21 protein-coding genes are annotated in these 19,504 nt (G+C 36.4%); 18 read left to right on the forward strand and 3 right to left on the reverse strand.

What is annotated here, in order from left to right; translation table 11 throughout:
* Positions 1–4: 4 nt before the first annotated feature.
* The 3 genes from ORI89_RS15010 to ORI89_RS15020 all read right to left on the reverse strand — a co-directional run bounded on the left by ORI89_RS15010 (position 5) and on the right by ORI89_RS15020 (position 2,991).
* On the reverse strand, positions 5–400 hold the full coding sequence (locus ORI89_RS15010) for a hypothetical protein (RefSeq protein WP_268231325.1): 396 nt from the start codon (positions 398–400) through the stop codon (positions 5–7).
* 115 nt (positions 401–515) lie between these two features.
* Positions 516–1,949, reverse strand: a complete 1,434-nt coding sequence (locus ORI89_RS15015; protein ID WP_268231326.1) for a WG repeat-containing protein — start codon at positions 1,947–1,949, stop codon at positions 516–518.
* A 190-nt stretch (positions 1,950–2,139) separates the two neighbouring features.
* Positions 2,140–2,991, reverse strand: coding sequence for a M23 family metallopeptidase (locus ORI89_RS15020; protein ID WP_268231327.1), 852 nt, complete (start codon positions 2,989–2,991; stop codon positions 2,140–2,142).
* A 103-nt stretch (positions 2,992–3,094) separates the two neighbouring features.
* Here ORI89_RS15020 and mutY point away from each other — a divergent pair, with 103 nt between their 5' ends.
* The 18 genes from mutY (at position 3,095) to ORI89_RS15110 (ending at position 19,361) form a co-directional block, all read left to right on the forward strand.
* Positions 3,095–4,192 carry an A/G-specific adenine glycosylase gene (gene mutY / locus ORI89_RS15025; RefSeq protein ID WP_326494318.1) on the forward strand — a complete coding sequence of 366 codons (1,098 nt, stop codon included), beginning with the start codon at positions 3,095–3,097 and terminating at the stop codon, positions 4,190–4,192.
* Positions 4,193–4,195: 3 nt separating this feature from the next.
* Complete coding sequence (locus ORI89_RS15030) at positions 4,196–4,642, forward strand: single-stranded DNA-binding protein (RefSeq protein ID WP_268231328.1); 447 nt, start codon at positions 4,196–4,198, stop codon at positions 4,640–4,642.
* A gap of 73 nt (positions 4,643–4,715) precedes the next feature.
* A complete protein-coding gene (gene pheS / locus ORI89_RS15035; protein ID WP_268231329.1) occupies positions 4,716–5,756 on the forward strand; it encodes a phenylalanine--tRNA ligase subunit alpha in 1,041 nt (346 codons plus the stop codon).
* Positions 5,757–5,794: 38 nt separating this feature from the next.
* Positions 5,795–6,178 carry a hypothetical protein gene (locus tag ORI89_RS15040; RefSeq protein ID WP_268231330.1) on the forward strand — a complete coding sequence of 128 codons (384 nt, stop codon included), beginning with the start codon at positions 5,795–5,797 and terminating at the stop codon, positions 6,176–6,178.
* A gap of 3 nt (positions 6,179–6,181) precedes the next feature.
* Positions 6,182–6,757 (forward strand): TetR/AcrR family transcriptional regulator, encoded by a 576-nt coding sequence (locus tag ORI89_RS15045; protein ID WP_268231331.1) that lies wholly within the window; start codon positions 6,182–6,184, stop codon positions 6,755–6,757.
* Between the two features lie 171 nt (positions 6,758–6,928).
* Complete coding sequence (gene rlmD / locus ORI89_RS15050) at positions 6,929–8,338, forward strand: 23S rRNA (uracil(1939)-C(5))-methyltransferase RlmD (RefSeq protein WP_268231332.1); 1,410 nt, start codon at positions 6,929–6,931, stop codon at positions 8,336–8,338.
* 27 nt (positions 8,339–8,365) lie between these two features.
* Positions 8,366–8,761, forward strand: a complete 396-nt coding sequence (locus ORI89_RS15055) for a hypothetical protein (protein ID WP_268231333.1) — start codon at positions 8,366–8,368, stop codon at positions 8,759–8,761.
* A 62-nt stretch (positions 8,762–8,823) separates the two neighbouring features.
* Positions 8,824–9,585, forward strand: a complete 762-nt coding sequence (locus ORI89_RS15060) for a hypothetical protein (RefSeq protein WP_268231334.1) — start codon at positions 8,824–8,826, stop codon at positions 9,583–9,585.
* 86 nt (positions 9,586–9,671) lie between these two features.
* Entirely contained in the window at positions 9,672–10,361 is a 690-nt protein-coding gene (locus tag ORI89_RS15065) for an OmpA family protein (RefSeq protein ID WP_326494319.1), read from the forward strand.
* A gap of 159 nt (positions 10,362–10,520) precedes the next feature.
* Complete coding sequence (gene miaB, locus ORI89_RS15070; RefSeq protein ID WP_268231336.1) at positions 10,521–11,954, forward strand: tRNA (N6-isopentenyl adenosine(37)-C2)-methylthiotransferase MiaB; 1,434 nt, start codon at positions 10,521–10,523, stop codon at positions 11,952–11,954.
* Between the two features lie 24 nt (positions 11,955–11,978).
* Positions 11,979–13,241, forward strand: a complete 1,263-nt coding sequence (locus tag ORI89_RS15075; protein WP_268231337.1) for a sigma 54-interacting transcriptional regulator — start codon at positions 11,979–11,981, stop codon at positions 13,239–13,241.
* Position 13,242: 1 nt separating this feature from the next.
* Positions 13,243–13,755 (forward strand): LptE family protein, encoded by a 513-nt coding sequence (locus tag ORI89_RS15080; protein ID WP_268231338.1) that lies wholly within the window; start codon positions 13,243–13,245, stop codon positions 13,753–13,755.
* 6 nt (positions 13,756–13,761) lie between these two features.
* Positions 13,762–14,784 carry a hypothetical protein gene (locus ORI89_RS15085; RefSeq protein ID WP_268231339.1) on the forward strand — a complete coding sequence of 341 codons (1,023 nt, stop codon included), beginning with the start codon at positions 13,762–13,764 and terminating at the stop codon, positions 14,782–14,784.
* A 14-nt stretch (positions 14,785–14,798) separates the two neighbouring features.
* Positions 14,799–15,146, forward strand: a complete 348-nt coding sequence (secG, locus tag ORI89_RS15090) for a preprotein translocase subunit SecG (protein ID WP_268231340.1) — start codon at positions 14,799–14,801, stop codon at positions 15,144–15,146.
* A gap of 259 nt (positions 15,147–15,405) precedes the next feature.
* A complete protein-coding gene (locus ORI89_RS15095) occupies positions 15,406–15,681 on the forward strand; it encodes a co-chaperone GroES (protein ID WP_268231341.1) in 276 nt (91 codons plus the stop codon).
* A 52-nt stretch (positions 15,682–15,733) separates the two neighbouring features.
* The gene (groL, locus tag ORI89_RS15100; RefSeq protein WP_268231342.1) at positions 15,734–17,368 is read left to right on the forward strand and encodes a chaperonin GroEL; all 1,635 of its coding nucleotides are present in this window, start codon (positions 15,734–15,736) and stop codon (positions 17,366–17,368) included.
* Between the two features lie 357 nt (positions 17,369–17,725).
* Positions 17,726–18,523, forward strand: coding sequence for a zinc-dependent peptidase (locus ORI89_RS15105; protein ID WP_268231343.1), 798 nt, complete (start codon positions 17,726–17,728; stop codon positions 18,521–18,523).
* Positions 18,524–18,638: 115 nt separating this feature from the next.
* Positions 18,639–19,361, forward strand: coding sequence for a 3-ketoacyl-ACP reductase (locus tag ORI89_RS15110; protein ID WP_268231344.1), 723 nt, complete (start codon positions 18,639–18,641; stop codon positions 19,359–19,361).
* The last annotated feature ends 143 nt before the right edge of the window (positions 19,362–19,504 follow it).

Below are 19,504 nucleotides of genomic sequence, written 5' to 3' on the forward strand. Positions count from 1 at the left end.
AATTTTACATATAATAGTATTCCACGCCATGTTGTCGTAACTGATGAATAAGACTGTCTAGATCGTCCATTCTTTCAAACAGTTTATTGCGCCAATATCTTTGTGGAGATTTCTTTTCTCTTAAAAAAAACATAATTAAGTTTCCGCCTGATCGAGGCACGTTCCTAAGGTATTTGATGTCTGCTAGCTTGATAATTTCTTCTTGTTTTTTTTGGGGGAAACGAATGTGTAGATTTTTGCCTGTTAAGGTCCATTCGGAATGGTTTCTACTAAGTCGTGTACTTAAATATATGAGTATAGGCAGTGTTAATAAAACGCTTAGTATTTTTGCTATTTCAATGATAGGTAGACGTGCAATGATAGTTGTCACAAGCGATACGCCTACCAATAGAAAAATCATATATCGACCTCGATGTAATGTTGCAATATGGAATGTTTGGCTTGTCATTTGGCCAAAAATAAGAAAGAGTGGCCAAATAGCCACTCTTTCTGTGAAATATCCTAATTATTAATGTTTAATTCGAAGAAGGATTAATATATTCTCCTTTGGTATTGATGTATAATATGTTCTCGTCTTCATTTTCATAGACTGTAGCTATTCCTTCGGTAAAAGGTGTCGCATACATAAACTTAAATGGAATAATAACTTTTTCATTACTATTGATATATCCATATTTTCCATCTTGGATGGCTAATAATAAACCGTTTTCATTAGCATCACAAATAAATTCATAGTTGCCTGTCGATATTTTGTTGGACTTTAAATTTAAAAACTGATATTTATCTCCTTCATAAAAAATTAGTGATTCTTTTGTGTAATCCAATATACTTTCAAACTTGGCAGGGACGATAACCTTTCCATTCATGTCAAAGACACCTTGTTTTCCTGCTTCTGTAAATATAGAGAAACCGTTTATGAAGAAGTTTATAAACTCATATTTGGCAGGTACTATAATTTTTTGTTCTAAAGTCATTAATCCCATAAGTTCTGATTCACTAAACATTATGTAGTTTGTTTCTGGATCAAAACTTAGGTAGTCCCATTGAAAAGGAATGATTTCTGTTGTATTAACATCTATAACACCATATTTGGCATCCTGGTTAACTGCAATAGCATAATTTCCTTCGAATGGGGAAATGTACGAATATATAGCTTCTGTAATAATGTTATAATCAGCATCACGTATACCCACATTGTAGCTAATGCTATCCGTGTATGTGAATAAGCCATGACCAAGATCTGTTTCCTCGTGGTCTGTATCCTCTGTTAATGAATAGTTTTCGGGTATTTCAAAAAGGGCTTGGTTAAATTCTACTTCCTCCACAATACTTGCATTTAATTCAACACCAAATGAATTAATGGATAAAGCTGCCCCTGGAACCTGATTTAAATAGGCGTATTCATTCCAATAAAAAGTAGGGATTTCTTCCGTATACCAGATTTTTATTTCTGATGTTTCGTCAATGTTACCTTCGTAGTCGTCTAGATTTATTTTAATCATAGCAAGTTTACAAGTATAACCAGCTATGTTTTTTGTGCTGTCTTTTAAAAATTGAACTTGAAAATTATCAGTGTTGCTGTCTAAACCTTGTTCCTCTATGAAGGGAGATATAGCTATTTCTGTTTGGCTATAACTTTCTATCTCTGGATAAAGTATGTAAGATTGTTTATTTACTTTATCTGTAATTTGGATATGTTCGCTAAGTATATTTGTTACTACTCGTATATGCTCTTGATTTACCCAAGCTTGTACTGGGGACAAATCTTCTGCTGTAAACGAATCTGATAGGCCTTGTAATATTTCTGTTGATAAACTATTCTCATCTTTTACTTGACTTATGAGTTGTGATAAGTCAAGCTGATAGCTTATTTTGTAAGTTTTGCTTTGAGCAAATAAGTTGTTGCTAATTGTGAAAACACATAGCAAAGAAAAAAGAAACTTGCGCATTTGAAAAGTTTTAGTCGGCAAAAGTGGTAAAAAAATATTAAACGCAAATGGAAAATTTTATTTAAGTGTAGATTCTTGTTAAGTTTTGAAATCGAGAAGACGATTGGTGAGGAAAATAAAAGAGGTTGCAGTGACTTCAACTACAACCTCTTTTGATTTTATTAGTTATTTTTGATTATTTCATTAAGGATTAAAACTGAAAATATCTTTCCGGATTTAACTTTCGGTCATGTTGTAATACTTCATAATGCAGATGTGGCCCAGTACTTCTTCCAGTACTACCTAATAGTCCAATAGTTTCTCCTACGTCGACTCGCTGGCCTCGTCTTACCTTTGTTCTGTTTAAATGTGCATACCTTGTTTCATAACCATTTTTATGTTGTACCATTACGACATATCCATAGTCACCTTTATAGCCGGCGAAGGTTACTGTACCATTAGCAGTTGCCTTAACTGGATCACCTGTTCTTCCCTTTAAGTCTACACCAGAATGCATTTCACGACCTCTATTTGTAAATGGGTTTCGTCTATAACCAAAACGGGAGGTTATTCTACCATGATGTGGAATGCCAAATGGAATGCCCTCAAGTTTAGACTCTAGCTCTTTGAGTTGTTTGTCATAAAAATTAGACAGTTCTACAAGGTCATCTTCTTTTTCTATGGGGCCTCCCACATTTTTCATTTTAATTTCTTTCAATCCTCTTTTCTTCATTTTCTCATTTATGCGCTCAAGTGTACTGTCTATTGCATAAAATGATTTCTTCATTTGCTCGGTGGTCATTTGATTATTCATCTCCTCCAAACCAAGTTGGTGGTTTTCCTGTGTCAGCTCCCGTATTTTTTTGTCATAAACTGCAGTGTACTCTGCTGTTGTATTAAGCTTTACGAAATATGCGAGTGATACTCCTCCTGCTATAATACACATTAATAAGGTGATACTTATTTTTTGCCAATGCTTTAATATAAAAGTAGGGACTTGTATTTCTTTGGCAGAAGTGCCGTCTTGTTCAATAAAAAGAATAGCAGTTTTTTTCTTTAACATCGTCAATAATAAAAACAGTTTTTAAATGATACGGCTACAAATGTATATTTTCAAGTCGCTTATTTTTTAATTTTCACCTTTTTTAACAATTTTAACATTTGCTTTGATAGAGAAAAAATCTCCACCTTTGCGTATGTTGTTCGCCGAAAATTTAATTAGTTGGTATGCAGAGAACGCTCGAGATCTGCCTTGGAGAGCTAGTAAAGACCCTTATGTAATATGGCTTTCTGAAATTATTCTTCAGCAAACCCGTGTCGAACAAGGGCTACCTTATTTTTATAGTTTTATTGAAGCTTATCCAAATGTAACAAAGTTTGCGGAAGCACCCGAAGAAGATATTTTAAGAATGTGGCAAGGATTAGGCTATTATTCTAGAGCGCGAAATATGCATAAGGCTGCAAAAGTTGTAGTAGAAGAGTTAGGGTCTGTTTTTCCGTCCGCATATATGGATCTTATTAAACTGCCAGGTATAGGTGAATATACTGCAGCAGCGGTTTCTTCTTTTTCTATCAATGAAGCTAAAGCTGTTGTGGATGGTAATGTTTATCGGGTTCTTTCGCGTTATCTAGGCATAGAGGAGCCTATAAATTCTACGAAAGGGAAGAAGATTTTTGCTAAGGTTGCATACGAGTTATTAGATAAAGATAATGCGGACTTGTATAATCAGGCAATTATGGATTTTGGGGCATTACAATGTAAACCTAAGAATCCTTTATGTAACACATGTGTTTTTCGGTTGACATGTGTGGCACTACGTGATGAAAGTATTTCTCGACTTCCTGTAAAGTTAAAGGGAAAACCTAGTCGAAATAGGTATTTTCATTATTTTTTGATTTTTTCCGATAATAAATTGTTAATGTCGAGACGTGGTGAGGGAGATGTGTGGACTAATTTGTATGAATTCCCTATGATTGAGACCAATCAAGATTATTCGGCTAATGAGCTTCAAGGTGCGCAATTATTTGATTCTCTCTTTAAAAGAGATGTTAAACTACAGCTTATTGGTAAGCCTATAAAACATGTGTTAAGTCATCAAAATATTTATGCTCGCTTTTACCTTGTTGATAATGAGAGTTCTTTGAAAGATCTTAAAAACAATTGGGATTACGTTTTGTTAGAAAAATTAGATAGCTTAGCAAAACACAAACTTATATTTTCTTTTCTTGAGGAGAATAAACAACTGATTAACTCTAAATTTTAAATTATGGCAAGTGTAAATAAAGTGATTTTAGTAGGGCATTTGGGCAAGGATCCAGAAGTGCGTTATTTAGACGGCAACGTGACTGTTTGCAGTTTTCCTTTAGCTACTTCAGAAACGTATAATAAAGATGGTGTAAGGATGCAGCATACTGAATGGCATAATATCGTGATGTGGCGGAACTTGGCGGATTTAGCTGCTAAATTTCTGAAAAAGGGGAAGTTAGTATATATTGAAGGTCGTTTACGTACGCGTAATTTTGAAGATAGGGAAGGGACGCGTAGATATGTAACAGAAATCGTTGGTGATAGTTTTAAATTGCTAGGTCGTGCATCAGATTTTGAGCCTACAGGTAAGTCCGAAGTTGCTCGAGAATCTTCTTTCGAAGAAGAAAAAGATATAGAGGTTGATTTTACAGAAAATAATGATGACACAAGTGGCTTGCCTTTTTAGAAGTGAAGTTTTTTCAAGTTAAAATACAGCTAGCGTAATCGGAGATTATAATATTTGCTGTATCTTTGCTTTTATGTTGCAAAATAAGATACAACAATATACCGAAGAAATAAATCGGTTAGCTCCTTCGTCTTCAGTTGAGGTTGAGGAGTTTCGCTTAAAATACTTAGTGGCTAAGGGACTTGTTAAATCTTTGTTTGAGGAGTTTAAGACTGTTTCTAGCGAGGAAAAAAAGACGTTAGGTAAAGTCTTAAACGAATTTAAACAGTTAGCAGAAAGTAAATATGCAGAGTGGCAAACTGTTTTTTCTGATAACTCGGGGGTAGGCTTGCAACGTGAGGAGGGAGATTTAACCTTACCAGGTGAGGGGGTAGAACTTGGTTCTAGACATCCTATATCTTTAGTCCGCAAAGAGGTCGTGGCTATCTTTAGAAAACTTGGCTTTGTAGTTTCTGAGGGGCCGGAAATTGAAGATGACTGGCATAATTTTTCAGCGCTAAATTTTCCCCCTGAGCATCCTGCTCGTGATATGCAAGATACTTTTTTTGTTGAAAAGAGAGAAGGTAATGATATGGCATTGCGAACGCATACTTCTTCTGTGCAGGTGCGTATGATGGAAATGGGGAAGCCTCCTTTTAGAGCTGTTATGCCAGGGAGGGTCTATCGTAATGAGGCTATTTCAGCGCGAGCACATTGCTTCTTTCATCAGATAGAAGGGTTGTATGTCGATGAAAATGTTTCATTTGCGGATTTAAAACAAACTTTATTTTATTTTGTTCAGGAGCTTTACGGAGAAGGTACAAAAGTGCGTTTTCGTCCATCATATTTTCCGTTTACAGAGCCATCTGCTGAAATGGATATATCGTGTAGTATCTGTAAAGGAAAAGGATGTAATCTTTGTAAGCAATCTGGTTGGGTAGAAATATTAGGTTGTGGTATGGTTGATCCCAATGTTTTGGAAAATTGTGGTATTGATAGTGAAAAATATTCGGGTTTTGCATTTGGAATGGGTATTGAGCGTATAACAAATCTGAAGTATGAAATCAAAGATTTACGTCTTTTTTCAGAAAATGACGTACGTTTCCTTTCTCAGTTTGAGACAGAGCTGGTCTAGTTATGTTAAGCAGAGGTATTTGTTACTCGATTCTCTTTGTGTTACTTTTTTTTTATAGTTGTGGTGGTAGCTCTTGTAATGTGGTGCCTAATGTTATAGTAAATTCCAGTTTTAGTAAAGCAACTCACAACGATGCTTTTGGAGTTGGAGGTTACGCTTATGTTGAAGGAGGGGTTGCAGGATTAATTGTATATAATATGGGGACATTGAATCAGCCTAAATTTATAGCCTACGATCGTTGTAGTACAGTGAATCCTGAAAAACGTAATAGAGTTGTTGTGAAGGGCGCGCTTATTGTTGATGAGGTGTCGGGGGCAAAGTGGCTTTTGCAAGATGGCTCGCCAGCTGATGTGGCAGAATGTCCCTTAAAACCATATTATGTTAGTGGAAGTGGAGAGCTACGTTATTATATTCAGAATTAAGTTATGGAAAGTGAAGAAGTTGTATTGTCTATAAAAAAAACAGCTCGTGAGCTGTTTCGACGATATGGCTATAATAAAACGAGCGTTAGTCATTTGGCGAAGCAAGCTCATATTAGCAAAGCCACTTTTTATAAATATTTTGCCAGTAAAGAATTGATTCTTCATGAAGTCTTGATGGATTATATTCGGGAGGGAGTTCAAGATATTTTAGACAAAAACGTCAGGGAAAGAGATCTTTCTACATTTTTAGCTAATACAATTTTGCGTGTTAGCCGAGTTACTTATACTGTTTGTAACGAGTTTGTTGGTTGGGGATTTATTCGTGAATCTGCTAATGCGCAAGAGTATTTAAAGACCTTGTCTGATGACTTAGAGTTTTTGTTGTTAAGCTCATTTATCCAAAATGAAACCATTGCGGGGACAGTTCCGGAAGATCGGTTGACATTTTTGATTAAGTCCAGTAAAAACATTGTTTTTTCTTTCGCTTTTACAGCAGTGACAGACGCAGATGTGCGAAAAAACTTTATCTCCTTCCAAAAGGAAATTTTACCTTATTTAGTTCAAGCAGCTCTAATATAATTTTTTTCTTATAATTCTCTAAGTTAACTTTCCTGCTTACTCTTTACTTTAGTGAGGATGGTCGTTTCTGATTTAAGCTGGAGATAAAATGTAATTAGGGTAGTAGCCTTTCATATTTCGTTTCTATTACTGTGTCTGATTGTTCGTCAAAAAATGTATTTTTGCGCTATTATGAGAAGAAGAATTCCGCAGGATAAAAAGTTTGTATCCGATGTCCGTATAGTCGATATCGCAGAAGAGGGTAAAGGGGTGGCTAAGCAAGATGAGCTAGTTATGTTTATTGAACGAGCTGTGCCCGGTGATTTGGTTGATGTGGAGTTACTACGTAAGAAAAAAAACTTTTTGGAAGGCCGGGTTACGCACATTAAAGAGTCGTCGAAACATCGAGTAACACCTTTTTGTGAATATTTTGGAACCTGTGGAGGCTGTAAGTGGCAACATATGCATTATGATGCACAACTTCTGTTCAAGCAACAGCACGTTGATAATGCTTTGCGTCGCCTAGGCAAAGTAGATACTGCTTGTATGGAGCCTATTTTAGGATCTGCGGAGACTGAATATTATAGAAATAAATTAGAGTATACGTTTTCTAACAAACGTTGGCTTACCTCTATTGATGAAGAGGTGGATACGAATGAAAGAGATGCTTTGGGTTTTCATATCCCAGGACGCTTTGATAAGATATTAGATATCAACCATTGTTATTTACAGCAAGATCCTTCTAATATGCTCCGCAATGCAGTGCGTGATTTTGCAATTGCGCATGAGATATCTTTTTATGACCTTCGAGAACATGAGGGGGCATTACGTAATTTAATAATAAGGACTTCATCAACGGGAGAGGTTATGCTAATTGTTGTTTTTGCATATCCTGAGGAGGGGCAGGTCGAATTATTAATGGACTTTATAAAGAATGAATTCCCTACATTAGCCTCCTTGTTGTATATTGTAAATCAAAAACGTAATGATACTATTTTTGATCAGGAAGTAGAGATTTATTCTGGTAGAAATTTTATATACGAGGAAATGGATGGCCTGAAGTTCAAGGTCGGAGCAAAGTCTTTTTACCAAACGAATTCAGCGCAAGCTCATGAGTTGTATAAAATAATACTTGATTTTGCTGATTTTAAAGGGGATGAGTTAGTCTATGATTTGTATACAGGAGCTGGTACAATAGCAAATTTTGTGGCGAGATCAGTAAAAGAGGTAGTGGGTGTCGAATATGTAGCATCGGCAATAGAAGATGCTAAAATTAACTCTTCGCTAAATGGTGTTGAAAATACAAAATTTTATGCGGGAGATATGAAGGATGTGCTTACAAGTGATTTTGTATTACAGAATGGAAAACCAACGGTTATTATCACAGACCCACCGCGAGCAGGGATGCATGCTCAAGTGGTGAGTCGTATTTTGGAGATTGAAGCTCCTAAGGTGGTTTATGTAAGCTGTAATGTGGCTACGCAAGCAAGAGATTTAGCTGTCTTACAAGAGAAATATGAGGTTGTTCGTATTAAACCGGTGGATATGTTCCCTCATACGCAGCATGTTGAAAACGTAGTCCTTTTACATCTGAAAAGATAAAATTATTTAAAAATCAGAAAAAACAACATGGATATTGAAGATCTAATGGCAGGAAATCGTTCGTATGGTGACGATTCACAGAAACCAAGTCCACTGAAGAGTTTAAAACGTGATCTTGATTTTTATAGCGAATCGATTAAAGAGGTTTCTAGAGAAGTAATTGCTGAGGGCTATACGTTATATCCAATATTTATTGCTCATCAGCATGAGGTCAATGTGGGTGAGCCTATACTTTTGAGGGAGGAGCTAGGGACACAGTGGAGTATACATGTAAGTTCACTAGAGGAGTTTTTGGATAAAGGTTTGGTTCAAGAAGATAGGAAAGACTATTTTATAAAGAGTTATAAAGCGGCAGGTGATTTTATGTGTCTTTTTGTTGTTGTTCCCGAAGGGGCTAATTTTGTTTTTTATCCTTATCATTAAATCGCTGTGGATTTATCACTTTTTAACATATTCTCAATTAAACATTTGTTACTTTTAAATAAATGTATTTACAGATAAAACATGTCTTTTTACTGTCTTTCGTAGCAGTAGTAGTGTCTTTCATTCCTTTTGTAGTGTCTGCTCAAGGTGGTGGTATATCGGGGATTGTTCTGAAGAAGGGTAGTAGTGTTCGTTTATCGGATGTAAATGTGGTAAATACACGTACAAATAAGCGTGTCACAACAAATACATTTGGAGTGTTTATTATCGAAGCGTCTGTTGGGGATAGCTTATCTTTTACGAAAACAGGATATGGTCCTATTAAGACTGCTGTTTTTACGCAGGATGACATTTTGATCGAGATGCAAGAGGGGCTTACAATCGAAACGATTGTAGTTAGTAGGTTAAGTAAGGAAGCAGAAATGAGGGATATGCTTGATGATTACTCGAAAAAAGGGGTTTACAATGGAGGGAAAAATACTTTAGGGACGTATTTAGGAAGCCCGGCTACAGCGCTATATAATCTGTTTGGCCGAGATGCAAAGAATGCGAAGCGCTTTTCTAAATTAATGGATAGAGAGATTGAAGAAAGTGGTGTAGACCGTGTTTTTAATAAAACATCTGTTTCAGAATTAACGGGGTTAGAAGGTGACGAATTACAGTCCTTTATGGATTTATATCGACCTAGTTATAGCCGGGTTCAATACTGGGGACAGTATGACTTTATGAATTATGTTAAAACTTCTTTGGAGACTTGGGATAAAAACGGAAGACCAAAGTCTGTTCGTTTACCAAAATTAGAGATTCCGCCACAAGAGCGGTAATTGAAAAATTAGCTAAGTTTGTTTTTTGGCACTTGCTTTGTTCTCTATTATTGAGATTGTTTTTCTTTATTAAACTTGTATTGAATATGAAATTAAATAAAAAAATAGCCGTTTACGGTTTGTCTGTGGCAACATCAGTTATGTTGTTGACGAGTTGTAGTACTATTCAAAATGCAAGCAACACGACTAAAGGTGCGGGTATTGGCACGGCTGCCGGTGCCGGTTTAGGTGCATTGATTGGTGGGAAGGCGGGGAATACAGCTATCGGTGCTATTGCTGGAGCAGCAATAGGAGGGGTAGCTGGTGGCTTGATTGGAAAGAAAATGGATAGGCAAGCACAGGAAATTGAAAATACAGTAGCTGGAGCTGAAGTTATTAAAGCTGAAGAGGGTATTATTGTTAAATTCGATCAAGGTATTTTATTTGATTTTAACAGTTCAACGCTTAAAGCAGAAGCAAAAACGAATATTGGTAACTTGATTGCAACTTTAAATAAAGAACCAGATACAGAAATTTTAGTTATAGGTCATACTGATAATGTGGGGAGCTATGAAGCGAATCAAAAAGTCTCAGAATCCAGAGCTGCTGCAGTGCGTACATTTGCGATATCTCAAGGCATGGCTTCATCTCGCATTAAAACGGAGGGGAAGAATTATTCTGAACCATTGGCATCTAATGATACAGAGTCTGGACGTGCAGAAAATCGTCGTGTCGAGATCGTTGTAGTCGCTGGTGATAAAATGATTAATTCGGCTAAAGAAGAGGCGGGTTATTAGTTTCTTTGAGGATATTTTTGGAGTAAGGGGGCTGTGAATATAGCTCCCTTATTTTTTTATCAGATATTTTTTGTTTTTTGTTAAAAAAACCTTAAAGTCTGCCATTGTGGCATAATTTTAAGTTTTTATTCTTAACTTTGTTCTCTTTTAAATTGAGTCATGATTGAATTAGGGCATACTACAAAAACACATGATGAGTCTCGTCAAGGGGAAGCATTAGAATTGTTACCTACCGGAAAGTCTACCGGGAGAAAGCTATATATTGAAAGTTACGGTTGTCAGATGAATTTTTCTGACAGTGAAATAGTCGCGTCGATATTGGTGGATAATGGGTTTGAAACTACAAAAGACTATAAGGAAGCGGATGTGGTTTTTATTAATACATGTTCGATTCGGGAAAATGCTGAGCAGCGGGTGCGTAATCGTTTGAAAGAATTTGAATCTGCGAAGGCTAAAAATCCAGGCATGATTGTAGGCGTTTTAGGTTGTATGGCTGAGCGTTTGAAGGCTAAATTCCTAGAAGAAGAGAAGTTGGTAGATGTAGTGGTAGGGCCGGATGCTTATCGAGATCTTCCGAATTTGATAGATCAGGTTGATGATGGTGCTAAAGCTGTGAATGTTCTTCTGTCAAGAGAAGAAACTTATGCAGACATTAACCCTGTAAGGTTAAATTCTAATGGTATTTCTGCCTTTATTTCTATCATGCGCGGCTGTGACAATATGTGTTCGTTTTGTGTTGTTCCTTTTACCCGTGGGCGTGAGCGGAGTAGGGATCCTCACTCTATTGTAAAGGAAGCTCAGGAGCTTTTTGATGCTGGTTATAGAGAGGTTACGCTATTAGGCCAGAATGTTGACTCTTATAAGTATAGCCCTATTGTGAAAGAAGGAGAAGAGTCTTTGCCTGTCGTAAATTTTGCGCAGCTTCTAGCTTTGGTTGCTGAGGTTAGCCCAGAGATGCGTGTTAGATTTTCGACTTCGCATCCGAAAGACATTACTGATGAAGTGTTACATATGATAGCGAATTATGAAAACATATGTAAATATATTCATTTACCTGTGCAGTCTGGTAATTCACGTGTATTGGAATTGATGAACAGAACATATGATAGAGAGTGGTATATGGAAAGAATAGACGCTATACGTCGTATTATTCCAGACTGCGCTATATCTACTGATATTATAACGGGGTTCTGCTCTGAAACAGAGGAAGAGCATGCAGAAACTTTATCCATTATGGATTATGTGAAATATGATTTTGCATATATGTTTGCTTATTCTGAGCGTCCTGGAACTCTGGCTGCTAAACGTTATGAAGATGATGTGCCAGAGGATGTGAAGAAAAGGAGGTTGACAGAAGTTGTTAATAAACAGCAGGAGCATAGTTTGTACCGTCTGCAGGATTATGTCGGTAAAATACATAAAGTGCTAATAGAAGGTTATTCCAAACGTTCTGATGCTGATTATTGTGGAAGGAATGATCAGAATTCTATGGTTGTTTTTCCGGTGGACGAACGTTTTAAGCCAGGAGAATATACTAATGTTTTAGTTGAACGCTGCACTTCGGCAACACTTATCGGTCGCATTGTACACTAAAGTTGTATTGTAAAAGAGGAAAGAGTGGATAATCAAGATATAAAGAATAGATTTGGTATTATAGGTAACTCGCCTTTATTGAATCGTGCTATAGATGTAGCCAGACAAGTGGCTCCGACAGATATTTCTGTTTTAATACAGGGAGAAAGTGGAGCGGGGAAAGAGGTTTTTTCGCATATTATACATCAGTTAAGTGCTAGAAAACATGGACCATTTATAGCTGTAAACTGTGGGGCTATACCGGAGGGGACTATTGATTCTGAGTTGTTCGGGCATGAGAAAGGTTCATTTACTGGAGCTCATGAGGCTAGAAAGGGATATTTTGAGGTAGTTGATGGGGGAACTATTTTTTTAGATGAGGTTGGGGAGCTTCCACTAGGTACCCAAGCACGGTTGTTGCGTGTTTTGGAAACAGGTGAATATATCCGAGTGGGGTCGTCGAAAGTTCAGAAGACAAATGTTCGTGTAGTTGCTGCTACGAATGTTGATGTTTATGAGGCTGTTAAACGAGGTAAATTTCGTGAGGATCTTTATTATCGTTTGAATACGGTTCCCTTACGTGTGCCTTCTTTGAGGGAACGTAAGGAGGATGTTAACTTGCTTTTTCGTAAATTTATAGTTGATTTTTCTGATAAATACCGTAGTCCTAGTGTTCAACTTACGCCTGAAGCTCAGGAGTTGTTGATGAATTATACTTGGCCCGGAAATGTTAGGCAATTGAAAAATATAGCTGAGCAGATTGCTGTATTAGAAAAGGAGCGTATAGTTGATGTGGATAACCTAGCCAAATATTTACCAACGGAAACGGTTTCTAGTTTACCTGTTTTTGTGAAAGGAAATACGAAAGATGATTTTTCTGAAAGAGATCTGTTATACAAGGTTTTGTTCGATATGAAAAAGGATATGGTTGATCTGAAGAAGCTTGTTGTAGAGTTAATTCAGAATGGCGTTAATCCCGGTACATTTGAACAAAATTCACCTTATATTAGCCAGTTATATAATGAAGTGACGCCTGGTGCTGCTAATTTGTTGGGGGAGGAGCATCGACAACCTACTATTACCATTCATAATCCAACGCAGAACGTGAAGCCAGGGGCAGATTATATGTCGTATGAAACTCAAGAAGCTGAAGAGGTTGAAGAGTCATTGTCTTTGGTTGAGAAAGAATCTGATTTGATTAAAAAAGCGCTAAAGAAGCATAAAGGAAAACGAAAAGCTGCAGCGCAAGAATTAGGTATATCCGAACGTACTTTGTATAGGAAAATAAAGGATTTAAATTTAGATTGATATGCGTAATAGTTTGTCTGCTTTGTTTTTTGTATTGATTTTGTTTTTTGCTCAGAGTTGCGGGGTGAAATATGGTTTTACTGGAGGATCAATACCAGAAAATATGAAAACTGTTAATGTGCAATTTTTCGAAAATATTGCTCCCATGGTTTATGCAACTTTAGGTCAAAATTTCACGGAAGGTTTGAAGGAACGTATTCGAAATCAATCGCGTCTAAGTCAGGTGAGTGGAAATGCTGACGCTATGTTTGAAGGAGTTATCACAGGTTATGATATTACCCCTGCTGCTGTTGAAGCAAATACAGATCGTGCGGCTTTAAATCGTCTGACAATTACTGTAAAAGTTAAATATACAAACAATTTGGATGAGACTGGTGAGAGTAGTTTTGAAGAAACCTTTACACAATATAGAGAATTTGCAGGGCAGGTTCAGGCTCAAGAAGAGTCATTGAACGTGGAAATTATAAAGTTATTGACAGAAGACGTATATAACCGAGCATTTGCAAACTGGTAAATGAATATGGAAAATCAAGATAAAAAAATAGCAACATTGTTTAGAGCGGCGTTAGTAGATCCCAGGCTACTTAGTGATGTAGATTTTGATATGTTGCTTGCTAAATATCCATATTCTCAACCCCTTTATTTTGCAAAAGAACGGCGTAAATTCTTGAACAATAATCTAAATAGTTTAGATTATTGTGCTGTTTTGTTAGCCCCAAGTTCTAGCTGGCTTTATGATTATGTGCAGAAGAGTACGGATGATGTTTTGGAAGGAGGTTTTTCTTTTACTGAAAAAGAAGAATTGATTCAGAAAGATATTGTTGCTATCGAAACTACTTACGAAGAGCCGGTATCTAATTTGTCTATTACTTTAGAAGAGTTGGACCTCAAGGATGAAGCTAAAACTTTAGAGAATCTTGTTCAGGTAGGGATTGGTGGAGGTGATTTTTTTGCGATTCATGATAAGGAGAAATTAGGAGAGGAAGTCGCAGAAGTAGAGGCTTGTGATGAAGATATTAGTTTGTATAATGATGAGCTGATGCCTTATAGTTTTAGGTGGTGGCTTCAGAAAACACGTATGGCTTATGCCGATACGTATCAGCCTTTTGTAGATTTTACTTTGCCAATTAGACAGCGTGTAGATTCGAAAGGGAAAAGGTTGGACGAAGGAATTCTAGACCAGCAGATTAGGGAAAATATTATTCATTTACAACCGCCAGAGGATAAGTTGAGTGACGCAGTGAAGCAGAAAGATGTTTTGTATACCCGTATTGATAAGACGGCAAAAGTTATTGAGAAGTTTATTCTAGAGGAACCACAGATACAACCACCTCAGGCAGATCAGTTAAATACTGAGAATAAAGCGAGAAAGAGTTCAGAAGAACAATTTAATCTAGTGACGGAAACTTTAGCTAATATTTATGCTAATCAGACCATGTATGTTAAAGCAATTGAAGTGTATAAAAAATTAATTTTGAAGTTTCCCGAAAAAAAATCGTACTTTGCGAGCCGAATTAAGAAATTAGAAGAAAAACTATATTAATTATATTAAAAGAGATGCAAACATTTTTAATTGTCCTAGTCATTTTAGTAAGCATATTATTGGCTTTTATGGTACTTATTCAAAACCCAAAAGGTGGCGGTTTGTCTTCAGGCTTTGCTGGAAGTTCAAACTTGATGGGGGTTCAGCGAACAGGAGATTTTTTAGAGAAAGGTACATGGGGACTAGCTATTGCATTGATGATTTTTTGTTTAGCCATTAATATTATTGGGCCTTCGGCAGGAACAGCTAGTAAAGGTGGTTTAAGCGATCAAATTGAAGCGCCTGCGCAAGCATCGCCATTGAATCTAAACCCAGCTCAAGGAACAACTCCGGTAGTTGTGCCGTCGGATTCGACAAAATAGAAAGATATAAATTTAAGTTAAATCGTTAAGCCCCACATAATAATTATGTGGGGTTTTTTCATGGCAATTCGTATCCTCATTTTTATGTAACGATAAGTAGAGATAGTTGTGTGACAGTATGGCATTGATTTTTTAGAAACTGTCAATTGATAGGGGGAATGGTGCAAAAATGTCAAGAATTAGACGATTTATACGTTTGGCATAATTGGTGATGAGAGTTAATCTGAAACAATGTAAATAAAAATAAAACTAAATAATTATGTCATTAAGTATTAAACCTATCGGTGACAGAGTTGTCGTAGAGGCAGCTCCTGCAGAGGAAAGAACAGCTTCAGGGATTTATATTCCGGATACTGCGAAAGAAAAACCATCACAAGGTGTTATTGTTGCAGTAGGGACAGGTAAGCCAGATGAGCCATTAACTGTTAAAGTTGGTGACAAAGTGTTATACGGTAAGTATGCAGGTACTGAAATAACGTATGAAGGCAAAGAATATTTAATTATGCGTGAAGCTGATATATACGCAGTCCTTTAATTAGTCAATTATTAGAATCAATTTCTGAAAAACAAAAAATTAAAAAGAAAACATGGCAAAACAAGTAAGATATAACGTTGAGGCTCGTGATGCACTAAAAAAAGGTGTAGATACATTAGCTAATGTTGTTAAAGTTACATTAGGTCCTAAAGGTCGTAACGTAATTATAGAGAAAAAATTTGGATCTCCATTAATTACAAAAGATGGTGTTTCTGTAGCTAAAGAAATCGAGTTGAAAGATGCTTTAGAGAATATGGGAGCACAGATGGTGAAGGAAGTGGCTTCTAAAACTGCAGATCAAGCAGGTGACGGTACTACAACCGCTACAGTACTGGCGCAGGCTATTATTGCTCCGGGTTTGAAGTCTGTTGCTGCGGGTGCTAATCCTATGGATATTAAGCGTGGTATCGATAAAGCTGTTGCGACTGTGGTGACTAATTTAAGATCACAATCACAGGTTGTTGGTGCTGATAATAATAAAATCAAACAAGTAGCTACTATTTCAGCTAATAATGACGATGTTATCGGTTCTTTAATTGCTCAGGCAATGGAGAAAGTAGGTAATGATGGTGTTATTACTGTGGAAGAAGCTAAGGGAACCGAGACAGAAGTTAAAACTGTTGAAGGTATGCAGTTTGATCGTGGTTACTTATCTCCGTATTTTGTTACGAATTCTGATAAGATGGAGGCTGAATTAGAGAACCCTTACATTTTAATTTACGACAAGAAGATCAGTAACATGAAAGAATTGTTACCTATCTTAGAGAAACAAGTACAAACAGGTAAACCATTATTAATAATTGCTGAAGATTTAGACGGTGAAGCATTAGCTACATTAGTAGTTAACAAAATCCGTGGTTCTCTTAAAGTTGCTGCGGTTAAGGCTCCAGGCTTTGGCGACCGTCGTAAAGCAATGTTAGAAGATATTGCAATCTTAACAGGTGGGACTGTTATTTCGGAAGAAAGAGGTTATAAGTTGGAGAATGCAGAGTTAGAGTACTTGGGTCAGGCAGAAAAAGTATTGATCGACAAGGATAATACAACTATTATCAATGGTTCAGGGGTTGCTGATGATATTAAGGCACGTGTTGGTCAAATTCGTGCGCAAATCGAAACAACTACTTCTGAGTATGATCGTGAAAAACTACAAGAGCGTTTGGCTAAGTTAGCAGGTGGTGTTGCTGTACTTTATGTAGGTGCTACTACAGAGGTAGAGATGAAAGAGAAAAAGGATCGTGTTGACGATGCTTTACACGCGACTCGTGCAGCTGTTGAAGAAGGTATTGTTGCTGGAGGTGGTGTTGCATTTATTCGCGCTACGGCTGCTTTAGCTGACCTTAAAGGTGCTAATGAAGATGAAAATATAGGTATTGATATTATTAAACGTGCTATCGAGGAACCTTTACGTCAGATCTGTAATAACGCAGGCATCGAGGGAGCTGTTATTGTTCAGAAAGTGAAGGAAGGTATAGATGATTTTGGTTACAATGCTCGTACAGATGTGTTTGAGAACTTGATAGGAGCGGGTGTTATTGATCCAACTAAGGTTTCACGTGTAGCTCTGGAAAATGCTGCTTCAGTAGCATCAATGTTGTTGACAACAGAAGCAGTATTAGCTGATGAACCTGAAGAAAATCCAGCCCCAGCTGGTCCACCAATGGGTGGTGGTATGGGTGGAATGATGTAAGATATCATCACGTATAAATAAGTACAAAGAGGTCTCTAATTTTTAGAGGCCTTTTTTTATGATTAAATCCTTGTGAATTGGCTTGGCTGATTTTTTTTGCCATGTTAGCCTAGTATATTATAGTAATAATGTTCAGAAGGATTAGTACAATATAGTCGTATAAATCTATTAAGTAAAGTTATACAAGTGGGTTTGATCTGTTATCTTGTAAGCAGGTGAGGTGAATCAGGGGATTGACTGGCATTTGTTTCAAGCGTAGTGAAATTAAAGGAACTGGCGGAATTGATGTAATGATATTTTTTTGGATAGTATTGTAGTATATTGAATTTAAATATTTTTATAATTTGATGTAAAATAATGGGAACTGATACACAACTTACGCTAGTTTTTATATTTACTATAGGGGGGCTGTTAATTTGGTATGTGATAAAGTATACGGGGAATAAGAAAGTTCTTCTTGAAGATATACCTGATTTGGCTAGAGTTATTGAGGTTTTAGGTAAGAATGTGTCTTTTTTTAAAGAATTAGATAAAAATGCTAGATTTACCTTTGCGGAACGCGTGCATTACTTTTTATCAACCACAAAAATAACGGCAGAGAAGGGAGCCTCGGTAAATGATGAAGACCGTATATTGATAGCTACAAGTGCTACAATTCCTTTGTTTCATTTTAAGTATTGGTCTTATGAGAACTTAGATGAGGTGATCGTATATCCTGAGGGCTTTGATGAACAGTATGGTCTTAAAAATGAAGGCTCTGTTATTTTGGGAATGGTTGGAGAAGGTGTGATGAATCGTAAGATGATTCTTTCTTTAGAAGCGCTACGGAACGGTTTTTTTAATTCGACAGTTTCTCACACGGCTATACATGAATTTGTACATTTGATAGATAAAGCTGATGGTGCAGTGGATGGTGTGCCTGAATATTTAATACCCAAAGAGTTAGTACGTCCTTGGATTAATGAAATGCATGCCAATATAATCAAGATTAGAAATAATGAATCGAATATTAGGGATTATGCTGGAGTAAGTGAAGCTGAGTTTTTTGCAGTGGCGTCTGAATATTTTTTTCAACGGCCTCAGCTTTTAGAAAAGGATCATCCCGAATTATTTGAGTTGTTAACAATGATATATAATCCTGGAAAATTAACATAGTTTTAATATTTATAATATAAAAATGATATAATATTTGTTAACTTTTATCCGTAAAAAGTATTTAACGATTGTTTAACTACTTTTATTTTTATAAGCGATATTTATAATATATTTTATGCAATCATTAAAAGGTAAAACTGCCCTGATAACAGGGGCTGGTAAAGGTTTAGGTAAGGCTATGGCATTGGCATTAGCTAATGAGGGGGTAAATCTGATTTTGTTTTCAAGAACTGAAACAGATTTAAATGCGCTAGCAAATGAAGTGAAGAGAATCAATAATGAACTTAAAGTCGACTATAAGAAAGTAGATGTAAGTGACTTTAGTTCAGTAACTGTAGCAGTTAAAGAGTTAATTGAAAATGGTGTTAATATAGATATATTAATTAATAATGCAGGTATTTTGAAGGTTGGTGGTTTTTTAGAGCTCTCTGTTAAAGAATGGGAGGATGTTTTTAAAGTAAATGTATTTGGTAGTTATTACATGATGCATGAAATTTTACCGCATATGCTAACAAAACAAAGGGGTGATATTATTAATATTGCTTCTACTGCTGGTTTAAAGGGGGCTGCTAAGTTGAGTGCATATGGAGCATCTAAGGCTGCTTTGATAAATATGAGTGAAAGCTTAATGCAAGAGGCGCGTAAATCCAATGTGCGTGTTACTACGGTAAACCCAAGTACTATCGCTACAGATATGACTATAAATGCTGAGTTTACAGATGGTGATGTTGAAAGAGTTTTACAGCCCGAAGATTTAGCCTTTTTAATTGTACAGCATTTGAAGTTGCCACGAAGAGCCTTTGTAAAAGAGGTCGGTTTGTGGTCTACCAATCCATAAATGTTATTTATAGAATAAAAGGAGCCATTATCTTAATTAGGATAATGGCTCTTTAAATTAGGGTATAGTTTCTCTAGCGATTACTGTGAGCTCGATATCAAGTGGTATAAATGAATCTCGTTTTTCTTGTGGGGCAGTCTGGT

The sequence above is a fragment of the Sphingobacterium sp. UT-1RO-CII-1 genome, assembly GCF_026711005.1.
Lineage (GTDB): Bacteria > Bacteroidota > Bacteroidia > Sphingobacteriales > Sphingobacteriaceae > Sphingobacterium.

Excerpts from the sequence above, each read along its gene's own strand:
- ORI89_RS15060 (WP_268231334.1), top strand. The coding sequence starts at position 8,824 with ATGTATTTACAGATAAAACATGTCTTTTTACTGTCTTTCGTAGCAGTA.
- ORI89_RS15030 (WP_268231328.1), top strand. The coding sequence starts at position 4,196 with ATGGCAAGTGTAAATAAAGTGATTTTAGTAGGGCATTTGGGCAAGGAT.
- secG (WP_268231340.1), top strand. The coding sequence starts at position 14,799 with ATGCAAACATTTTTAATTGTCCTAGTCATTTTAGTAAGCATATTATTG.
- ORI89_RS15045 (WP_268231331.1), top strand. The coding sequence starts at position 6,182 with ATGGAAAGTGAAGAAGTTGTATTGTCTATAAAAAAAACAGCTCGTGAG.
- ORI89_RS15010 (WP_268231325.1), bottom strand. The coding sequence starts at position 400 with ATGATTTTTCTATTGGTAGGCGTATCGCTTGTGACAACTATCATTGCA.
- groL (WP_268231342.1), top strand. The coding sequence starts at position 15,734 with ATGGCAAAACAAGTAAGATATAACGTTGAGGCTCGTGATGCACTAAAA.
- ORI89_RS15055 (WP_268231333.1), top strand. The coding sequence starts at position 8,366 with ATGGATATTGAAGATCTAATGGCAGGAAATCGTTCGTATGGTGACGAT.
- ORI89_RS15020 (WP_268231327.1), bottom strand. The coding sequence starts at position 2,991 with ATGTTAAAGAAAAAAACTGCTATTCTTTTTATTGAACAAGACGGCACT.
- ORI89_RS15095 (WP_268231341.1), top strand. The coding sequence starts at position 15,406 with ATGTCATTAAGTATTAAACCTATCGGTGACAGAGTTGTCGTAGAGGCA.
- miaB (WP_268231336.1), top strand. The coding sequence starts at position 10,521 with ATGATTGAATTAGGGCATACTACAAAAACACATGATGAGTCTCGTCAA.
- ORI89_RS15110 (WP_268231344.1), top strand. The coding sequence starts at position 18,639 with ATGCAATCATTAAAAGGTAAAACTGCCCTGATAACAGGGGCTGGTAAA.
- ORI89_RS15015 (WP_268231326.1), bottom strand. The coding sequence starts at position 1,949 with ATGCGCAAGTTTCTTTTTTCTTTGCTATGTGTTTTCACAATTAGCAAC.
- ORI89_RS15085 (WP_268231339.1), top strand. The coding sequence starts at position 13,762 with ATGGAAAATCAAGATAAAAAAATAGCAACATTGTTTAGAGCGGCGTTA.
- ORI89_RS15065 (WP_326494319.1), top strand. The coding sequence starts at position 9,672 with ATGAAATTAAATAAAAAAATAGCCGTTTACGGTTTGTCTGTGGCAACA.
- ORI89_RS15080 (WP_268231338.1), top strand. The coding sequence starts at position 13,243 with ATGCGTAATAGTTTGTCTGCTTTGTTTTTTGTATTGATTTTGTTTTTT.
- ORI89_RS15105 (WP_268231343.1), top strand. The coding sequence starts at position 17,726 with ATGGGAACTGATACACAACTTACGCTAGTTTTTATATTTACTATAGGG.
- rlmD (WP_268231332.1), top strand. The coding sequence starts at position 6,929 with ATGAGAAGAAGAATTCCGCAGGATAAAAAGTTTGTATCCGATGTCCGT.
- pheS (WP_268231329.1), top strand. The coding sequence starts at position 4,716 with ATGTTGCAAAATAAGATACAACAATATACCGAAGAAATAAATCGGTTA.